Source organism: Sphingomonas oligophenolica (genome assembly GCF_006438955.1).
GTDB lineage: Bacteria > Pseudomonadota > Alphaproteobacteria > Sphingomonadales > Sphingomonadaceae > Sphingomonas > Sphingomonas oligophenolica_A.
The window spans coordinates 17,119-31,742 of the sequence record NZ_RCZK01000013.1 but is presented as its reverse complement, the minus strand read 5'-3'; the positions used below and the strand labels follow the sequence as shown (position 1 = coordinate 31,742).

At 66.0% G+C, this 14,624-nt stretch carries 8 protein-coding genes; 4 read left to right on the top strand and 4 right to left on the bottom strand.

What is annotated here, in order from left to right:
* Positions 1 to 90: 90 nt before the first annotated feature.
* Both rpoC and rpoB read right to left on the bottom strand, forming a co-directional pair.
* The gene (gene rpoC, locus EAH84_RS13265) at positions 91 to 4,410 is read right to left on the bottom strand and encodes a DNA-directed RNA polymerase subunit beta' (protein WP_140872494.1); all 4,320 of its coding nucleotides are present in this window, start codon (positions 4,408 to 4,410) and stop codon (positions 91 to 93) included.
* A 155-nt stretch (positions 4,411 to 4,565) separates the two neighbouring features.
* Positions 4,566 to 8,720 (bottom strand): DNA-directed RNA polymerase subunit beta, encoded by a 4,155-nt coding sequence (gene rpoB, locus EAH84_RS13260; RefSeq protein WP_140872493.1) that lies wholly within the window; start codon positions 8,718 to 8,720, stop codon positions 4,566 to 4,568.
* A gap of 319 nt (positions 8,721 to 9,039) precedes the next feature.
* On the opposite strand from rpoB, the gene EAH84_RS13255 reads away from it, so the two are divergent.
* Both EAH84_RS13255 and EAH84_RS13250 read left to right on the top strand, forming a co-directional pair.
* Positions 9,040 to 10,401, top strand: a complete 1,362-nt coding sequence (locus EAH84_RS13255; protein WP_140872492.1) for a hypothetical protein — start codon at positions 9,040 to 9,042, stop codon at positions 10,399 to 10,401.
* A 158-nt stretch (positions 10,402 to 10,559) separates the two neighbouring features.
* Positions 10,560 to 11,768, top strand: a complete 1,209-nt coding sequence (locus EAH84_RS13250; protein ID WP_140872491.1) for a hypothetical protein — start codon at positions 10,560 to 10,562, stop codon at positions 11,766 to 11,768.
* Between the two features lie 49 nt (positions 11,769 to 11,817).
* On the opposite strand, the gene EAH84_RS13245 is transcribed toward EAH84_RS13250, so the two are convergent.
* Entirely contained in the window at positions 11,818 to 12,435 is a 618-nt protein-coding gene (locus EAH84_RS13245; protein ID WP_140872490.1) for a glutathione S-transferase family protein, read from the bottom strand.
* 4 nt (positions 12,436 to 12,439) lie between these two features.
* Positions 12,440 to 13,336, bottom strand: coding sequence for a glutathione-dependent disulfide-bond oxidoreductase (yghU, locus tag EAH84_RS13240; RefSeq protein ID WP_140872489.1), 897 nt, complete (start codon positions 13,334 to 13,336; stop codon positions 12,440 to 12,442).
* Positions 13,337 to 13,438: 102 nt separating this feature from the next.
* Here yghU and rutB point away from each other — a divergent pair, with 102 nt between their 5' ends.
* Both rutB and rutC read left to right on the top strand, forming a co-directional pair.
* Positions 13,439 to 14,182, top strand: a complete 744-nt coding sequence (gene rutB / locus EAH84_RS13235) for a pyrimidine utilization protein B (protein ID WP_140872488.1) — start codon at positions 13,439 to 13,441, stop codon at positions 14,180 to 14,182.
* Entirely contained in the window at positions 14,182 to 14,562 is a 381-nt protein-coding gene (gene rutC, locus EAH84_RS13230; protein WP_140872487.1) for a pyrimidine utilization protein C, read from the top strand. Before rutB ends, rutC begins: the two co-directional genes overlap by 1 nt.
* Positions 14,563 to 14,624: the final 62 nt, after the last annotated feature.

Sequence of the window (14,624 nt, the reverse complement as noted above, 5' to 3'; positions counted from 1 at the left end):
TCGACCGGCAGAAGAGTTGCAGAAAAGCCGCCGCCCGGCATCCCGGACGGCGGCGTTCCTGTAGCTTCGAGCGCGAGCCCGAACGAGGGCTTATTCGGCCTCGTTCAGATACTCGCCCGCGTCGGCATCGGTGCCGGTGCCCGACGGCACGACCGCAGCCAGCGCGTCGTCGCCGGTCCCTGCCGCGTCGCGCGGGGTGCGCGCGAGTTCGGCGTCGTGCTCCTCTTCCGCGCTGTCGGGGGCGACAATCACCGCCGCCGCCTTCGCCGCTTCCATCGCCGCGGTCAGCTTCTTCTGCTGCGCACGGAGCGCCGCATCCTTGCTGGTGGCCGCGACGCGCAGGCGGTTCATCCCCGCGCCGGTACCCGCCGGGATCAAGCGCCCGACGATGACGTTCTCCTTCAGGCCCATCAGCGTATCCTGCTTCCCCTCGACCGCCGCCTGCGTGAGCACGCGGGTGGTTTCCTGGAACGACGCCGCCGAGATGAAGCTGCGAGTCTGCAAGCTTGCCTTGGTGATGCCGAGCAGGACGGGCTTGCCCTGCGCATGGGTCTGCTTCTTGGTCAGCTTGGCGTTGGTCGCGTCCATCTCCTCGCGATCGACCTGTTCGCCCTTCAGCAGCGTGGTGTCGCCGCCGTCGGTGATCTCGACCTTTTGCAGCATCTGACGAACGATCGTCTCGATGTGCTTGTCGTTGATCTTCACGCCCTGGAGTCGATAGACTTCCTGGATTTCCGAGACGAGATATTCCGCGAGCGGCTCGATCCCCATCGTTTCCAAGATGTCGTGCGGATCGGGCGACCCGCCGATCAGGTTATCGCCGCGCTTGACGTAATCGCCTTCCTGGACGTCGATGACCTTCGACTTGGGCACCAGATACTCGACGACCTCGCCGCCATCCTCGGGCTGGATGCCGATCTTGCGCTTCGCCTTGTAATCCTTGCCGAACACGACCCGGCCGGAGACCTTGGCGATGATCGCCGAATCCTTGGGGATGCGTGCTTCGAACAATTCGGCGACGCGTGGCAGACCACCGGTGATGTCGCGGGTCTTGGCGCTCTCACGCGAAACACGCGCGATCACGTCGCCGCCCTGGACCTGCTGGCCGTCCTCGACCGACAGCGTCGCACCGGCCGCGAGCATGTAACGTCCCGCTTCGCCGCTGCTGTCGTCGAGCAGGGTCAGGCGCGGACGCAGATCCTCCTTCGACTTGGCCGAGGTGCGGTATTCGATGACGACGCGCTGGGCGATGCCGGTCGCTTCGTCGGTCTGTTCGACCAGCGTCTTGCCCTCGATCAAGTCCTGGAACTTGATGACGCCGGGGTTCTCGGTGATCATCGGCATGGTGAACGGGTCCCATTCGGCCATCCGATCGCCCTTGGTCAGGATATGACCGTCGTCGAACAGGACGTACGCGCCGTACGGGATCCGGTGGGTCGACAACTCACGACCGTCCATGTCGACGATCGCCATCTCGCCCGAGCGGCTGAGCGTGACCCGACGGCCACGCTGATCGGTGATCACGCGCAGGTCGCGATATTCGATTTTGCCGTCGACCGGGGCTTCCAGATTCGACTGTTCGTTGAGCTGCGCCGCGCCGCCGATGTGGAAGGTCCGCATCGTCAGCTGGGTGCCGGGCTCGCCGATCGATTGCGCCGCGATGACGCCGACCGCTTCGCCGATGTTGACCGGCGTGCCGCGGGCGAGATCGCGCCCGTAGCATTTGCCGCAGACGCCGATCTTCGATTCGCAGACCAGCGGCGAACGAATCTTCATCCCCTGCAGCCCGATCGCCTCGATCTGGACGATCATCGCCTCGTCGAGCAGCGTCCCCGACGGGATGACGACCTCACCGGTCTTCGCATCGACCACGTCCTCCGCGGTCGTGCGACCGAGGATCCGTTCGCCGAGCGAGGCGATGGTGCTGCCGCCCTGAACGATCGCCTTCATCTCAAGCGCGCGTTCGGTGCCGCAATCCTCCTCGACGATCGTGCAATCCTGGCTGACGTCGACCAGGCGCCGCGTCAGATAGCCCGAGTTTGCAGTCTTCAACGCGGTATCCGCGAGGCCCTTGCGCGCGCCGTGGGTGGAGTTGAAATATTCGAGGACGGTCAGGCCTTCCTTGAAGTTCGAGATGATCGGGGTCTCGATGATCTCGCCCGACGGCTTGGCCATCAGCCCGCGCATCCCGGCGAGCTGCTTGATCTGCGCCTGCGAACCACGCGCACCGGAGTGCGCCATCATGTAGATCGAGTTGATGTCGCGCTCGCGGCCCTTCATCGGCCCGTCTTCGTAATGACGGACCGCCTTGATCTCGTTCATCATCGAATTGGCGACCTGGTCACCGCAGCGTGACCACGCGTCGATCACCTTGTTGTACTTCTCCTGCTGCGTGATCAGGCCGTCCTGATACTGCTGCTCGAAATCCTTCACCTGATCGCGCGCCTCGTCGACCAGCTTGTCCTTGTCGGGTGCGACGAGCATGTCGTCCTTGCCGAACGAGATGCCCGCGCGAAACGCGTGACGGAAACCGAGCGTCATGATCGCGTCGGCGAACAGCACGGTCTCCTTCTGGCCGGTGTGGCGATAGACTTCGTCGATCACGTCGCCGACGTCCTTCTTGGTCAGCAGGCGGTTTACGGTGTCGAACGGCACCTTGTGGCTATGCGGCAGACATTCGCCGAGCAGCATCCGGCCGGGCGTCGTCTCGTAGCGCTTGAGGTAGCTATTACCCTGTTCGTCGGTCTGCGGCACGCGGCTGGTGATCTTGGTATGCAGCGTCACCGCCTTCGCCTCGAGCGCCTGGTGCACCTCGGCCATGTCGCCGAGCAGCATGCCCTCGCCGGGCTCCTTTTCTTTCATCATCGACAGGTAATAGAGGCCGAGCACCATGTCCTGCGACGGTACGATGATCGGCTTGCCGCTCGCGGGCGAGAGGATGTTGTTGGTCGACATCATCAGCACGCGCGCTTCGAGCTGCGCCTCGAGCGACAAGGGGACGTGGACCGCCATCTGATCGCCGTCGAAATCGGCGTTGAAGGCCGAGCAGACGAGCGGATGGAGCTGGATTGCCTTGCCCTCGATCAGAACCGGCTCGAACGCCTGGATGCCCAGACGGTGAAGCGTCGGCGCGCGGTTGAGCATCACGGGATGTTCGCGGATCACCTCGTCGAGGATGTCCCAGACTTCCTTGCGCTCCTTCTCGACCCACTTCTTCGCCTGCTTCAGCGTCATGCTGAGGCCCTTGGCGTCGAGGCGGGCGTAGATGAACGGCTTGAACAGCTCGAGCGCCATCTTCTTCGGCAGGCCGCACTGATGCAGCTTGAGTTCAGGACCGGTCACGATGACCGAACGGCCCGAATAATCGACGCGCTTGCCGAGCAGATTCTGACGGAAACGGCCCTGCTTGCCCTTGAGCATGTCGGACAGCGACTTCAGCGGACGCTTGTTGGCGCCCGTGATCGTGCGGCCGCGGCGGCCGTTGTCGAACAGTGCGTCGACCGCTTCCTGAAGCATGCGCTTTTCGTTGCGGACGATGATGTCCGGCGCGCGCAGCTCCATCAGCCGCTTGAGGCGGTTGTTGCGGTTGATCACGCGGCGATACAGGTCGTTGAGATCCGACGTCGCGAAGCGGCCGCCGTCGAGCGGCACCAGCGGGCGCAGCTCGGGCGGGATGACCGGCACGACATCGAGGATCATCCATTCGGGGCGATTGCCCGATTCGATGAAGCTTTCGACGACCTTGAGCCGCTTGATGATCTTCTTGGGCTTCAGTTCCGACTTGGTGGTCGCGAGCTCTTCCAGCAGCTGGACCTTCTCGCCTTCGAGATCGAGATCGCGCAGCATGTCCTGAACCGCTTCGGCACCGATCTTTGCGGTGAACGCGTCCTCGCCATATTCATCCTGCGCCTCGAGCAGCTCATCCTCGGTCAACAGGCCGTATTTCTCGAGCGGGGTGATGCCCGGCTCGATCACGATATACGCCTCGAAATACAGCACACGCTCGAGCTGCTTCAACTGCATGTCGAGCAGCAGGCCGATGCGGCTCGGCAGCGACTTCAGGAACCAGATGTGCGCGACCGGCGCGGCGAGCTCGATATGGCCCATCCGCTCACGGCGGACCTTCGAGACGGTGACCTCGACGCCGCACTTCTCGCAGACGATGCCCTTGTACTTCATCCGCTTGTACTTGCCGCACAGGCATTCGTAATCCTTGATCGGACCGAAGATGCGCGCGCAGAACAGGCCGTCACGCTCGGGCTTGAACGTGCGATAGTTGATGGTTTCGGGCTTCTTGATCTCGCCGAACGACCACGACCGGATCTTGTCCGGGGACGCGATGCCGATCTGGATCTGGTCGAAGGTCTCCGGCTTGGCGACGGGATTGGCGAAGGGGGTCATCTCGTTCATGAGCTGTCCTTGTAAAACTTTTGGCCTTCTCCCCTTGTGGAAGAAGGAGGGGACCCGCCCGCGTCAGCGGAAGGGGAGGATGAGGGGGACGGTTGCGACCGTCACTCCCCCCCATCCCAAACCCTTCTCCCACAAGGGGAGAAGGGCTTCAGAAGCTATTCCGCGGCGATCGCGATGCCGTCCTCGTCGACCTCGTCGGACTTCAACTCGACGTTGAGGCCCAGCGAGCGCATTTCCTTGACGAGCACGTTGAAGCTCTCGGGGATGCCGGCCTCGAAGGTGTCGTCACCCTTGACGATCGCCTCATAGACCTTGGTACGCCCGACGACGTCATCGGACTTCACCGTCAGCATCTCCTGCAGCGTATAAGCGGCGCCGTAGGCCTGGAGCGCCCAGACCTCCATTTCACCGAACCGCTGCCCGCCGAACTGCGCCTTGCCGCCCAACGGCTGTTGGGTGACCAACGAGTACGGCCCGATCGAGCGTGCGTGGATCTTGTCGTCGACCAGATGGTGGAGCTTGAGCATGTAGATGATGCCCACCGTCACCTGGCGATCGAACTTGTCGCCGGTACGCCCGTCGAACAGGTCCGACTGGCCCGACGAATCGAACCCCGCCAGTTCGAGCATGTCGGACACGTCCTTTTCGACCGCGCCGTCGAACACCGGGGTGCCCATCGGGACGCCGGGCTTCAGGTTCTGCGCCAGCTCCATGATCTCGTCGGCTGACCGCGCCTCGATCTCTGTGGCATAATGATCGCCGTAGATCGTGAGCAGCCGCTGCTTCACCGCTTCGGGCATCGTGCCCGATTTGACATCGGGATTGGCCTCGCGCCAATCCTCGAGCTGCTGCGCGATCTGCTGACCCAGCCCGCGCGCGGCCCAGCCCAGATGCGTTTCGAAGATCTGCCCGACGTTCATCCGGCTCGGCACGCCCAATGGGTTGAGCACGAGGTCGACCGGCGTCCCGTCGGCGAGGAACGGCATGTCCTCCGCTGGCAGAATGCGGCTGATCACGCCCTTGTTGCCGTGGCGCCCGGCCATCTTGTCGCCCGGCTGCAGCTTGCGCTTCACCGCGACGAACACCTTGACCATCTTGAGCACGCCCGGCGGCAGCTCGTCGCCCCGTTCCAGCTTCTCACGGCGATCGTGGAACTTGTCGGTGATCAGCTTGGCGGCATCGTCATACTGCTGCTTGACCGCTTCCAGATTGGCCTGGATCGCATCGTCGGCCACCGCGAACTTCCACCATTCGTGGCGGTCGACGCTGTCGAGCATGTCCATATCGACGGTCGCGCCCTTCTTCGGCCCGCCCTTCGGCACCGCGGTGGCGGTCTGGTCGAGCAGCATCTCGCGCAACCGGCTCCACGTCGCGCGGTTGAGGATCGAACGCTCGTCGTCGCTGTCCTTCTTCAGCCGCTCGATCTCCTCGCGCTCGATCGCCATCGCGCGCTCGTCCTTGTCGATGCCATGGCGGTTGAACACGCGCACGTCGACGACGGTGCCCGCGACGCCCGGGGGCAAGCGGAGCGAGGTGTCGCGGACGTCGGACGCCTTTTCGCCGAAGATCGCGCGGAGCAGCTTCTCTTCCGGCGTCATCGGCGATTCACCCTTGGGGGTGATCTTGCCCGCCAGGATGTCACCCGGCTCCACTTCGGCACCGATGTAGACGATCCCTGCTTCGTCGAGGTTGCGGAGCGCTTCCTCGCCGACGTTGGGGATGTCGCGGGTGATGTCCTCCGGCCCCAGCTTGGTGTCGCGGGCCATCACCTCGAACTCGTCGATATGGATCGACGTGAATACGTCGTCCTTCACGATCCGTTCGCTGATGAGGATCGAATCCTCGTAGTTGTAGCCGTTCCACGGCATGAACGCGACGAGCGCGTTGCGCCCCAGCGCCAGCTCGCCGAACTCGGTCGACGGGCCGTCGGCGATGATGTCGCCCTGGTCGACGACATCGCCCACCTTCACCAGCGGCCGCTGGTTGATGCAGGTCGACTGGTTCGAGCGCTGGAACTTCATCAGCGTGTAGATGTCGACGCCCGACTTGCCCGCATCGACTTCGCCCGTGGCACGAACCACGATGCGCGCGGCGTCGACCTGGTCGACGATCCCCGCACGCTTGGCGGAAATCGCCGCACCGGAGTCACGCGCGACGGTTTCTTCCATGCCGGTGCCGACGAACGGCGCTTCGGCCTGAACCAGCGGCACCGCCTGGCGCTGCATGTTCGAGCCCATCAGCGCGCGGTTGGCGTCATCGTTTTCCAGGAACGGAATGAGCGACGCCGCGACCGACACCAGCTGCTTGGGGCTGACGTCCATCAACGTGATCGTCTCGCGCAGCGCCATCAGGAACTCGCCGGCCTGACGCGCCGAGACCAGTTCCTCGGCGAAGCTGCCGTTCTCGGTCAGCTGCGCCGACGCCTGTGCGATCGTGTGCTTGGCCTCTTCCATCGCCGACAGATAGACGACGTCGTCGGTGACCTTGCCGTCGACGATCTTGCGATACGGGGTTTCGATGAAGCCGTATTTGTTGACCCGGCTGAAGCTCGCGAGGCTGTTGATCAGGCCGATGTTCGGGCCTTCCGGCGTCTCGATCGGGCAGATCCGGCCGTAGTGGGTCGGGTGAACGTCGCGGACTTCGAAGCCCGCGCGTTCGCGCGTCAGGCCGCCTGGCCCGAGCGCCGACACGCGACGCTTGTGCGTCACTTCGGACAGCGGATTGGTCTGATCCATGAACTGCGACAGCTGCGAGCTGCCGAAGAATTCGCGCACCGCGGCGACCGCTGGCTTGGCGTTGATCAGGTCGTTCGGCATCACCGTCGACACATCGACCGACGACATGCGCTCCTTGACCGCGCGCTCCATGCGCAACAGCCCGACGCGATACTGGTTTTCGAGCAGCTCGCCGACCGATCGAACGCGGCGGTTGCCGAGATTGTCGATATCGTCGATTTCGCCGCGGCCGTCCTTCAGGTCGACCAGCGTCTTGATCACCGCGAGGATATCCTCGGTGCGCAGCGTCGTGACGGTGTCCTCGGCATCGAGGTCGAGGCGCATGTTGAGCTTGACGCGACCGACCGCCGACAGGTCGTAGCGGTCGGGATCGAAGAACAAGCCGCTGAACAGCGATTCGGCGGTTTCGAGCGTCGGCGGTTCACCGGGGCGCATCACGCGATAGATGTCGCTCAAGGCCTGCTCGCGCTCTTCGGCCTTGTCGGCCTTCAGCGTGTTGCGGATCCACGGACCGACCGAGACATGATCGATGTCGAGCAGTTCGACGCGGTCGATCCCCGCCTTGTCGAGCAGTTCGAGATTCTCCGCGCCGATCTCGTCACCCGCCTCGATATAGATCTGGCCGGTGGTTTCGTTGATCAGGTCGTACGCCGAATAGCGGCCGTAGATTTCCTCGGTCGGGATCAGCAGGCTGGTGAGCCCGTCCTTGGCCGACTTGTTCGCGGCGCGCGGGGAAATCTTCTGCTGCGCGGCGAACACGACCTCGCCCGACTTCGCATCGACGATGTCGAACAGCGGCTTCACGCCGCGCCAGTTGGCGGGATCGAACGGGATTTCCCAGCCGCCCTGGCCGCGGACATAGGTGACGCGGTTGTAGAAGTGATTGAGGATGTCCTCGCTCGTCATGCCCAGCGCATAAAGCAGCGCGGTGACCGGCAGCTTGCGCTTGCGATCGATCCGGACGTTGACGATGTCCTTGGCGTCGAATTCGAAATCGAGCCACGACCCGCGATACGGGATGACGCGCGCGGCGAAAAGATACTTGCCCGATGCGTGGGTCTTGCCGCGATCATGGTCGAACAGCACGCCCGGGCTGCGGTGCATCTGGCTGACGATCACGCGCTCGGTGCCGTTGATGAAGAAGGTGCCGTTGCCCGTCATCAGGGGCATGTCGCCCATATAGACGTCCTGCTCCTTGATATCGATGACCGACTTGGCCTCGGTATCGGGATCGACCTCGAACGCGGTCAGGCGGAGGGTAACGCGCATCGGCGCGGCATAGGTGATCCCGCGCTGGCGGCATTCCTCGACGTCGAACTTGGGCGGTTCGAGGACGTAATCGTCGAAATCGAGATAGGCGGTCCCTGCGAAATCCTGGATCGGGAACACGCTGCGCAGCGTCTTCTCGAGCCCCGAGATATGGCCGATCGACTTGTCGGAGCGCAGGAACTGTTCGTAGCTCTCGCGCTGAACCTCGATCAGGTTCGGCATCTGCACGACTTCGTGGATGTTGCCGAACACCTTGCGGATGCGCCGCTTGGCGGTGCTGCCGGTCTCGATCGCTTTGGTTGCCATGGGTGGATTTCGCCTCAATCAGCCAGAATATTGACACGCAAACGGACGCAAAAAAGCCGATCGCAAACCTTGCGTCGGCTTTCAGCGTCCATTAAACCGCCCCGTTCCTATTCGTCCGATGCGCTGCGCGACGGCGCATCATGTCCCGGAAAAGGGGGTAGACAGCGGATATAGGAGGCCACCGCCAGCAAGTCAAACCGGCGCGATATTTCGGCTTGGCGACGCGTCGCCACGGTTCGTCCACAAATTTCGGTCGTTTCGGGTCCGAATCCACGCGTGGGATCGTTGTAGCCCCGTTATGAGAGAGGACAAATGCCCCATGAAACAGCATGATCTCCGTACGCGCGCGCTCGTCGCCTCGCTGATGGCCGCCAGCGCGGTCGTCGCGTCCCCCGCAGTGGCGCAGGACATGGCGCCCGCCCCGACGGCGCAGGCGGTCCCGGCTCAATCAGCCCCGGCGCAGACGCCGCCGGTGATCGCCGCGCCGCGCTTCCCGCAGAACGACAGCGTCGCCACCCCCGCGGCGGCTCGGTCGACGCCGCGCGGCGCGTCGGCGATCGGCGATCCCGCCAGCGCCACTCCGGTCAACCCCGCCGCGATCGCCGCCGCGCAGGAGGAGGCAGCGCAGCGCCGCGGCGTCGCCGCGCGCCCCGCGCCGCGCGCGGCGACGCCGCGGCCCGAACCCCGCCGCGCCGCACCCGTCGCGCGTCGCACGGCGGTCGCTCCACCGGCGACGGCCCGGATCGCCGCCCCAGCGCCAGCGGCGGTCGCGCCTGCGCCGACGCCGGTCGAGCCCGCGCCGGTTGCGGTGACGCCCGGACCCGCGCCGTCGGCTGCCGCGCCCGCACCCATCGCCGATCCGCCCCCCGCGGCACCGGTCGAGACCGCCAACCGCGGCGGCATCCCGACGTGGCCGCTCGCGATTCTGGCGTTACTCGTCCTCGCCGCGGGCGCGTTCTTCCTGATGCGGCGTCGCACAGTCGACGATGTGGTCTATGATGAGCCGGTCGACGCGTCTGCGTTGCCGATCGAGCCGGTCCCGGTCGATCCGGTGATCGCCCCCGCAGCGGCGGTTGCCGCGCCCGTGTTCTTCGCTGCCGCCGCCGATGACGATGCGCCTGCAGCCCCCGCGGTTCCCGACGATGTGAACCACATCGCCGTCGAGGAAGGCGAACTCGCCGCGCTGACCGCCGCCGCGCCGGTCGGCGATCGCCCGTGGCTCGAATTCGCGCTGCGTCCGGTGCGCGCGGGCAGCAACGTCGACGAGGCGCTGGTCGAGATCGACTTGACCGTCGGCAACGCCGGGCAGGTCGCCGCGCATGACGTGCGGATCGCCACCTTCATGCTCGCGACGCGCCAGGATGACGAACTGCGGCGGCTGCTCGCCGATCCGCCCACCAACGCCGAGATCGAGCCGGTCACGATCGAGCCCGGCGCAGGAACCCGGGTCGCGGCGACGCTCGCGGTGCTCAAGGCGGACCTAGCGGGGCGGTTCGATCCGATCGTCGTGGTCGACGCGCGCTACACGCTCGCCGACGGCAGCGAGGGGCGGACCAGCGCGGCTTTCACGGTCGGGGTCGTCGATCCGGCCACGGGTGCGACGGGCGCGATCGATATCGCGCGTCCCGAATTGTTCGACGATGTCGAGGCCACGCTGTATCGCGAGCCCGAGCACGCCTGACCAAGTCGCGGGATCGCGATTTCCGCGGCTGCGATCGTCGGTCCGCCATCGCCGTTTGCGGCATGGCGGGCCGATTGCGTTCGGTCCGCCGACGGGGCAGGGCGGTTCGCCGCACGCCGGTTTGCGGCGCGGCGGCGTTCACCAACGGCACCCCGGACATGACCATGACCCGTCCTTCCCCGCGCGCGATGCGCCACACCGTCGCGGCGCTGCTGTCGCTGGCGATGGCCGCCCCGGTCGCGGCGCAGAATCAGGCGACCCCGGCGTCGACGCCCACCCCCACGCCACTTCAGCGCCTCAACGGGTACAGCTTGCCGCCATCGTCGGGCGCCACGCCGAGGCCGACGCCGGGCGCGACCCCGGTGCCGGTTCCCGCACCCCCGGTCGTCGCGCTGCCAACCGTGCAGTCGACCCCGACGCCCGCGCCGACCCCGATCGCCACCCCGGTTCCTCGCGTCGCGCCGTCGCGACGCCCCGCGGTGGTCGCGACCCCGGCCCCGTCACCAACGCCCGCGCCGACCCCGGGCGCTACGGCGAATCCCGCCGTGGAACCCGCACCTGCACCCGTCGCCCCCGAAACGACGGTGGCGGCGCCGCCGACTCCTGTCGCCACGCCCGCGGCGCAGCCCGATCTCGCCGCCGCCGATCAGGGCAGCGCGTGGCGCTGGTGGCTGGCGGCGCTGATCGTCGCGGCGCTGGCGTTTGCCGCGATCATGGTGGGGCATCGTCGTCGCGCTGCGACCCGGATCGAGGCGGAGCCGCCGGTATTGGTGGAGCCTGCGCCCATGCCCGTGAACGAGCCCGCGCCGATCGCCCCCATGCCGCTGCCGCCCGCGGTCACGCCGGTCGGCCCCGCCACCCGCGCGTCCCCCGCGATCGACATGGTGTTGCGCCCCGGTCGCGCCGGGCTGAACCTGCTCAGCGCGCTCGTCGAGGGCGAGCTTGTCGTCACCAACCATGGCCCCGACGCGATCGACCAGGTCCAGATCGGGGTTGGGCTGCTGAGCGCGCACCGGGGTCAGGACGCCGATCTCGCCGCGTTCTTCGCGGCACCCCCCAGCCGTCCCGCGGTCCCCGCCTTCTCGCTGGCACCCGGCGAATCGCGCGCAGTGCGGGTCGTCGCCGCGACGTCGCGCACCGCGGTCCAGGTCATGCATGCAGGCAACCGGCCGATCTTCGTCCCGATCGTCGCGTGCCTGTGCCGCTTCGTTACGCAGGGCGATCCTTATCGCGCCGCCCGCGCGTTCGCGGTCGGGATCGAGCGCGTCGATTCCGCCAAGCTCGCGCCGATCTGGCTCGATGTGCCCGCCCGGATGTACGACACCGTCGCGGCCCGCCCCCACGCGCTGCCCGCGGGGGTCGTCTGATCAGCCTGATTGAGACGCCGCACCGCGAATGAGGGCGACGGGCGTCCGGTCAGGTTCCCGCGGTGGCGGCGGGCCGGGCACGCATCGCGTCGATCCAGCGGCCAAGATGCGCGAGATCGTCGGCGGGGGCGAACTTCACCATCCGCGCGAAATCGATTGCGGTGAACGCGATGATGTCGGCCATCGTCACGCGATCGGCGGCGATGAACGCGCTCTCGCCGAGGCGGCGATCGAGGACTTTCAAGCCACGCTCGGCGGTGGCGCGCTGGGTGGTCGCGATCTCGGGCACCTGCTTCTCCAGCGCGGCGAGCGCGGGGTGGCCATGGCGGACGGTGAGCATCAGCGGGGTCGCGACCATCATTTCCGCGCGGCGGGTCCACATTTCGATGATCGCGGTTTCGCGCGGGTCGGTGCCGAACAGATTGGGTTCGGGATAGAGGCTTTCGAGATAGCGGCAGATCGCGATCGATTCAGTGATCCCGGTGCCGTCGTCGAGTTCGAGCGCGGGGACGTTGGGGAGCCCCGCCATGCTCAGATAACCGGGCTGGCGATGATCGCCGCCGAAGATATCGACCTCGACGATCTCGATATCCTCGATGCCCTTCTCGGCCATGAACCAGCGGACCCGGCGCGGATTGGGCGCGCGCTTGCTGTCGTAGAGCTTCACCCGCTCAGGCTTCTGCGGTCGCGGGTTCGAGCTTGTCCTGCGTCTTCGTCTCGAAATCGCTCGCGTCGTGGCGCTCGTGGAGCTGGCTGGCGGGATCGCCCATGACGCGATTGACCATCCGCCCGCGCTTCACCGCGGCGCGCGCGCCGATCTGGTCGGTCCAGCGCATCACGTTTTTGTAGTCTTGGACCTGGAGGAATTCGCCCGCCTCATAGACGATGCCCTTCACCAGCGCGCCGTACCAGGGCCACACCGCCATGTCGGCGATCGTATACTCGTCGCCGCCGAGATATTCACTGTCGGCGAGGCGCCGATCGAGCACGTCGAGCTGACGCTTCACCTCCATCGCGAATCGGTCGATCGCATATTCGATCTTGGTCGGCGCATAGGCGTAGAAATGGCCGAAGCCGCCGCCGAGCATCGGGCCGGCACCCATCTGCCAGAACAGCCACGACATCGCCTCGGCGCGCTTGGCGGGGTCGGTCGGCAGGAACGCGCCGAACTTCTCGGCGAGGTAAACCAGGATCGATCCCGATTCGAACACGCGTACCGGCTTGGGGCCGCTATGATCGACGAGCGCGGGGATTTTCGAATTGGGGTTGGCGGCGACGAAGCCGCTACCGAACTGGTCACCGTCCATGATCTTGATCAGCCATGCGTCATATTCGGCGCCGGTGTGGCCCGCGGCAAGCAGTTCCTCGAGCATCACGGTCACCTTCACCCCGTTGGGGGTGGCGAGCGAATAGAGCTGGAGCGGGTGCTTGCCGACCGGCAGATCCTTGTCGTGGGTCGCGCCCGCGATCGGGCGGTTGATGCTGGCGAAGCGCCCGCCGCTCTCCTTGTCCCAGGTCCAGACCTTGGGGGGCGTGTAGTCGCCGGTGTCGGTCGCGGTGTCGGTCATGCGGGCGCTCCAGTGATAGGGACTGACCCAGAAGCTGGGCGTTCGGACCGCCGGGTGCAAGGGCGGCTTGCGCGCGTGCCGCAACTGCACAATGATGCGGCGATGACCGAGCCCGCCGTCGTCGACCATCGCCCCGAGAACGCCCCCGGCACGATCGTGCTATCCGCGCGCCCCGAACCGATCCGGGTGTCGCCGCACGACACCGCAGTGGTCGTGATCGACATGCAGAATGCGTATGCGACCGAGGGTGGCTACGTCGATCTCGCCGGGTTCGATATCGCGGGATCGGCGGGCGTGATCGGGCGGATCGGGCAGGTGCTGGAGACCGCACGCGGCGCGGGGATGCCGGTGATCTTCCTCCAGAACGGGTGGGACCCCGATTATGTCGAGGCGGGGACGCGCGCGTCGCCGAACTGGCACAAATCGAACGCGTTGAAGACGATGCGCGACCGGCCCGAGCTCGACGGACAACTGCTGGCCCGCGGCGGATGGGACTACGAACTGGTCGACGCGCTGACGCCGAAGCCCGGCGACATCCGCGTCCACAAAACGCGCTATTCGGCGTTCTTCAATTCGCAACTCGACAGCATCCTGCGCAGTCGCGGGATCCGGACGATCGTGTTCGTCGGGATCGCGAGCAACGTATGCGTCGAATCGACGCTGCGCGACGGCTTTCACCTCGAATATTTCGGGGTGATGCTCGAGGATGCGACGCATCACCTCGGCCCCGATTTCATCCAGGCGGCGACGGTCTACAATGTCGAGAAATTCTTCGGCTGGGTCTCCACCGTCGCCGATTTCTGCGGCGCGGTCGGCCAGCTGCCACACCCCGAAAAGGAAGCGTGATGCCGTTCGAACCGATCAACCCGCCGCAATTTCCGACCCCGATCGCGCCCTATTCGGCGGGCGCGAAGGCGGGGAATACGGTTTATGTCTCCGGCGTGCTGGCGCTCGGTGAGGGCGGCGCCGTACTCCATGTCGGCGATGCCGCGGCGCAGACCCGGCATGTGCTCGAGGTAATCAAGACCACACTCGCCGCGGCAGGGGCGACGATGGCGGATGTCGCGATGAACCACATTTTCCTCAAGGACCTGGGCGATTACGCCGCGTTCAACACGGTGTACGCCGAGTATTTTCCGGGCGCGAAGCCCGCGCGCTATTGCATCAAGTGCGAGCTGGTGAAGCCCGATTGCCTCGTCGAGATCGCCAGCGTGGCGCATGTTTGATGCGTTAAATCCTCCCCGGGACGGGGAGGGGGACCGCTCGCTGCAAGCGAGTGGTGGAGGGG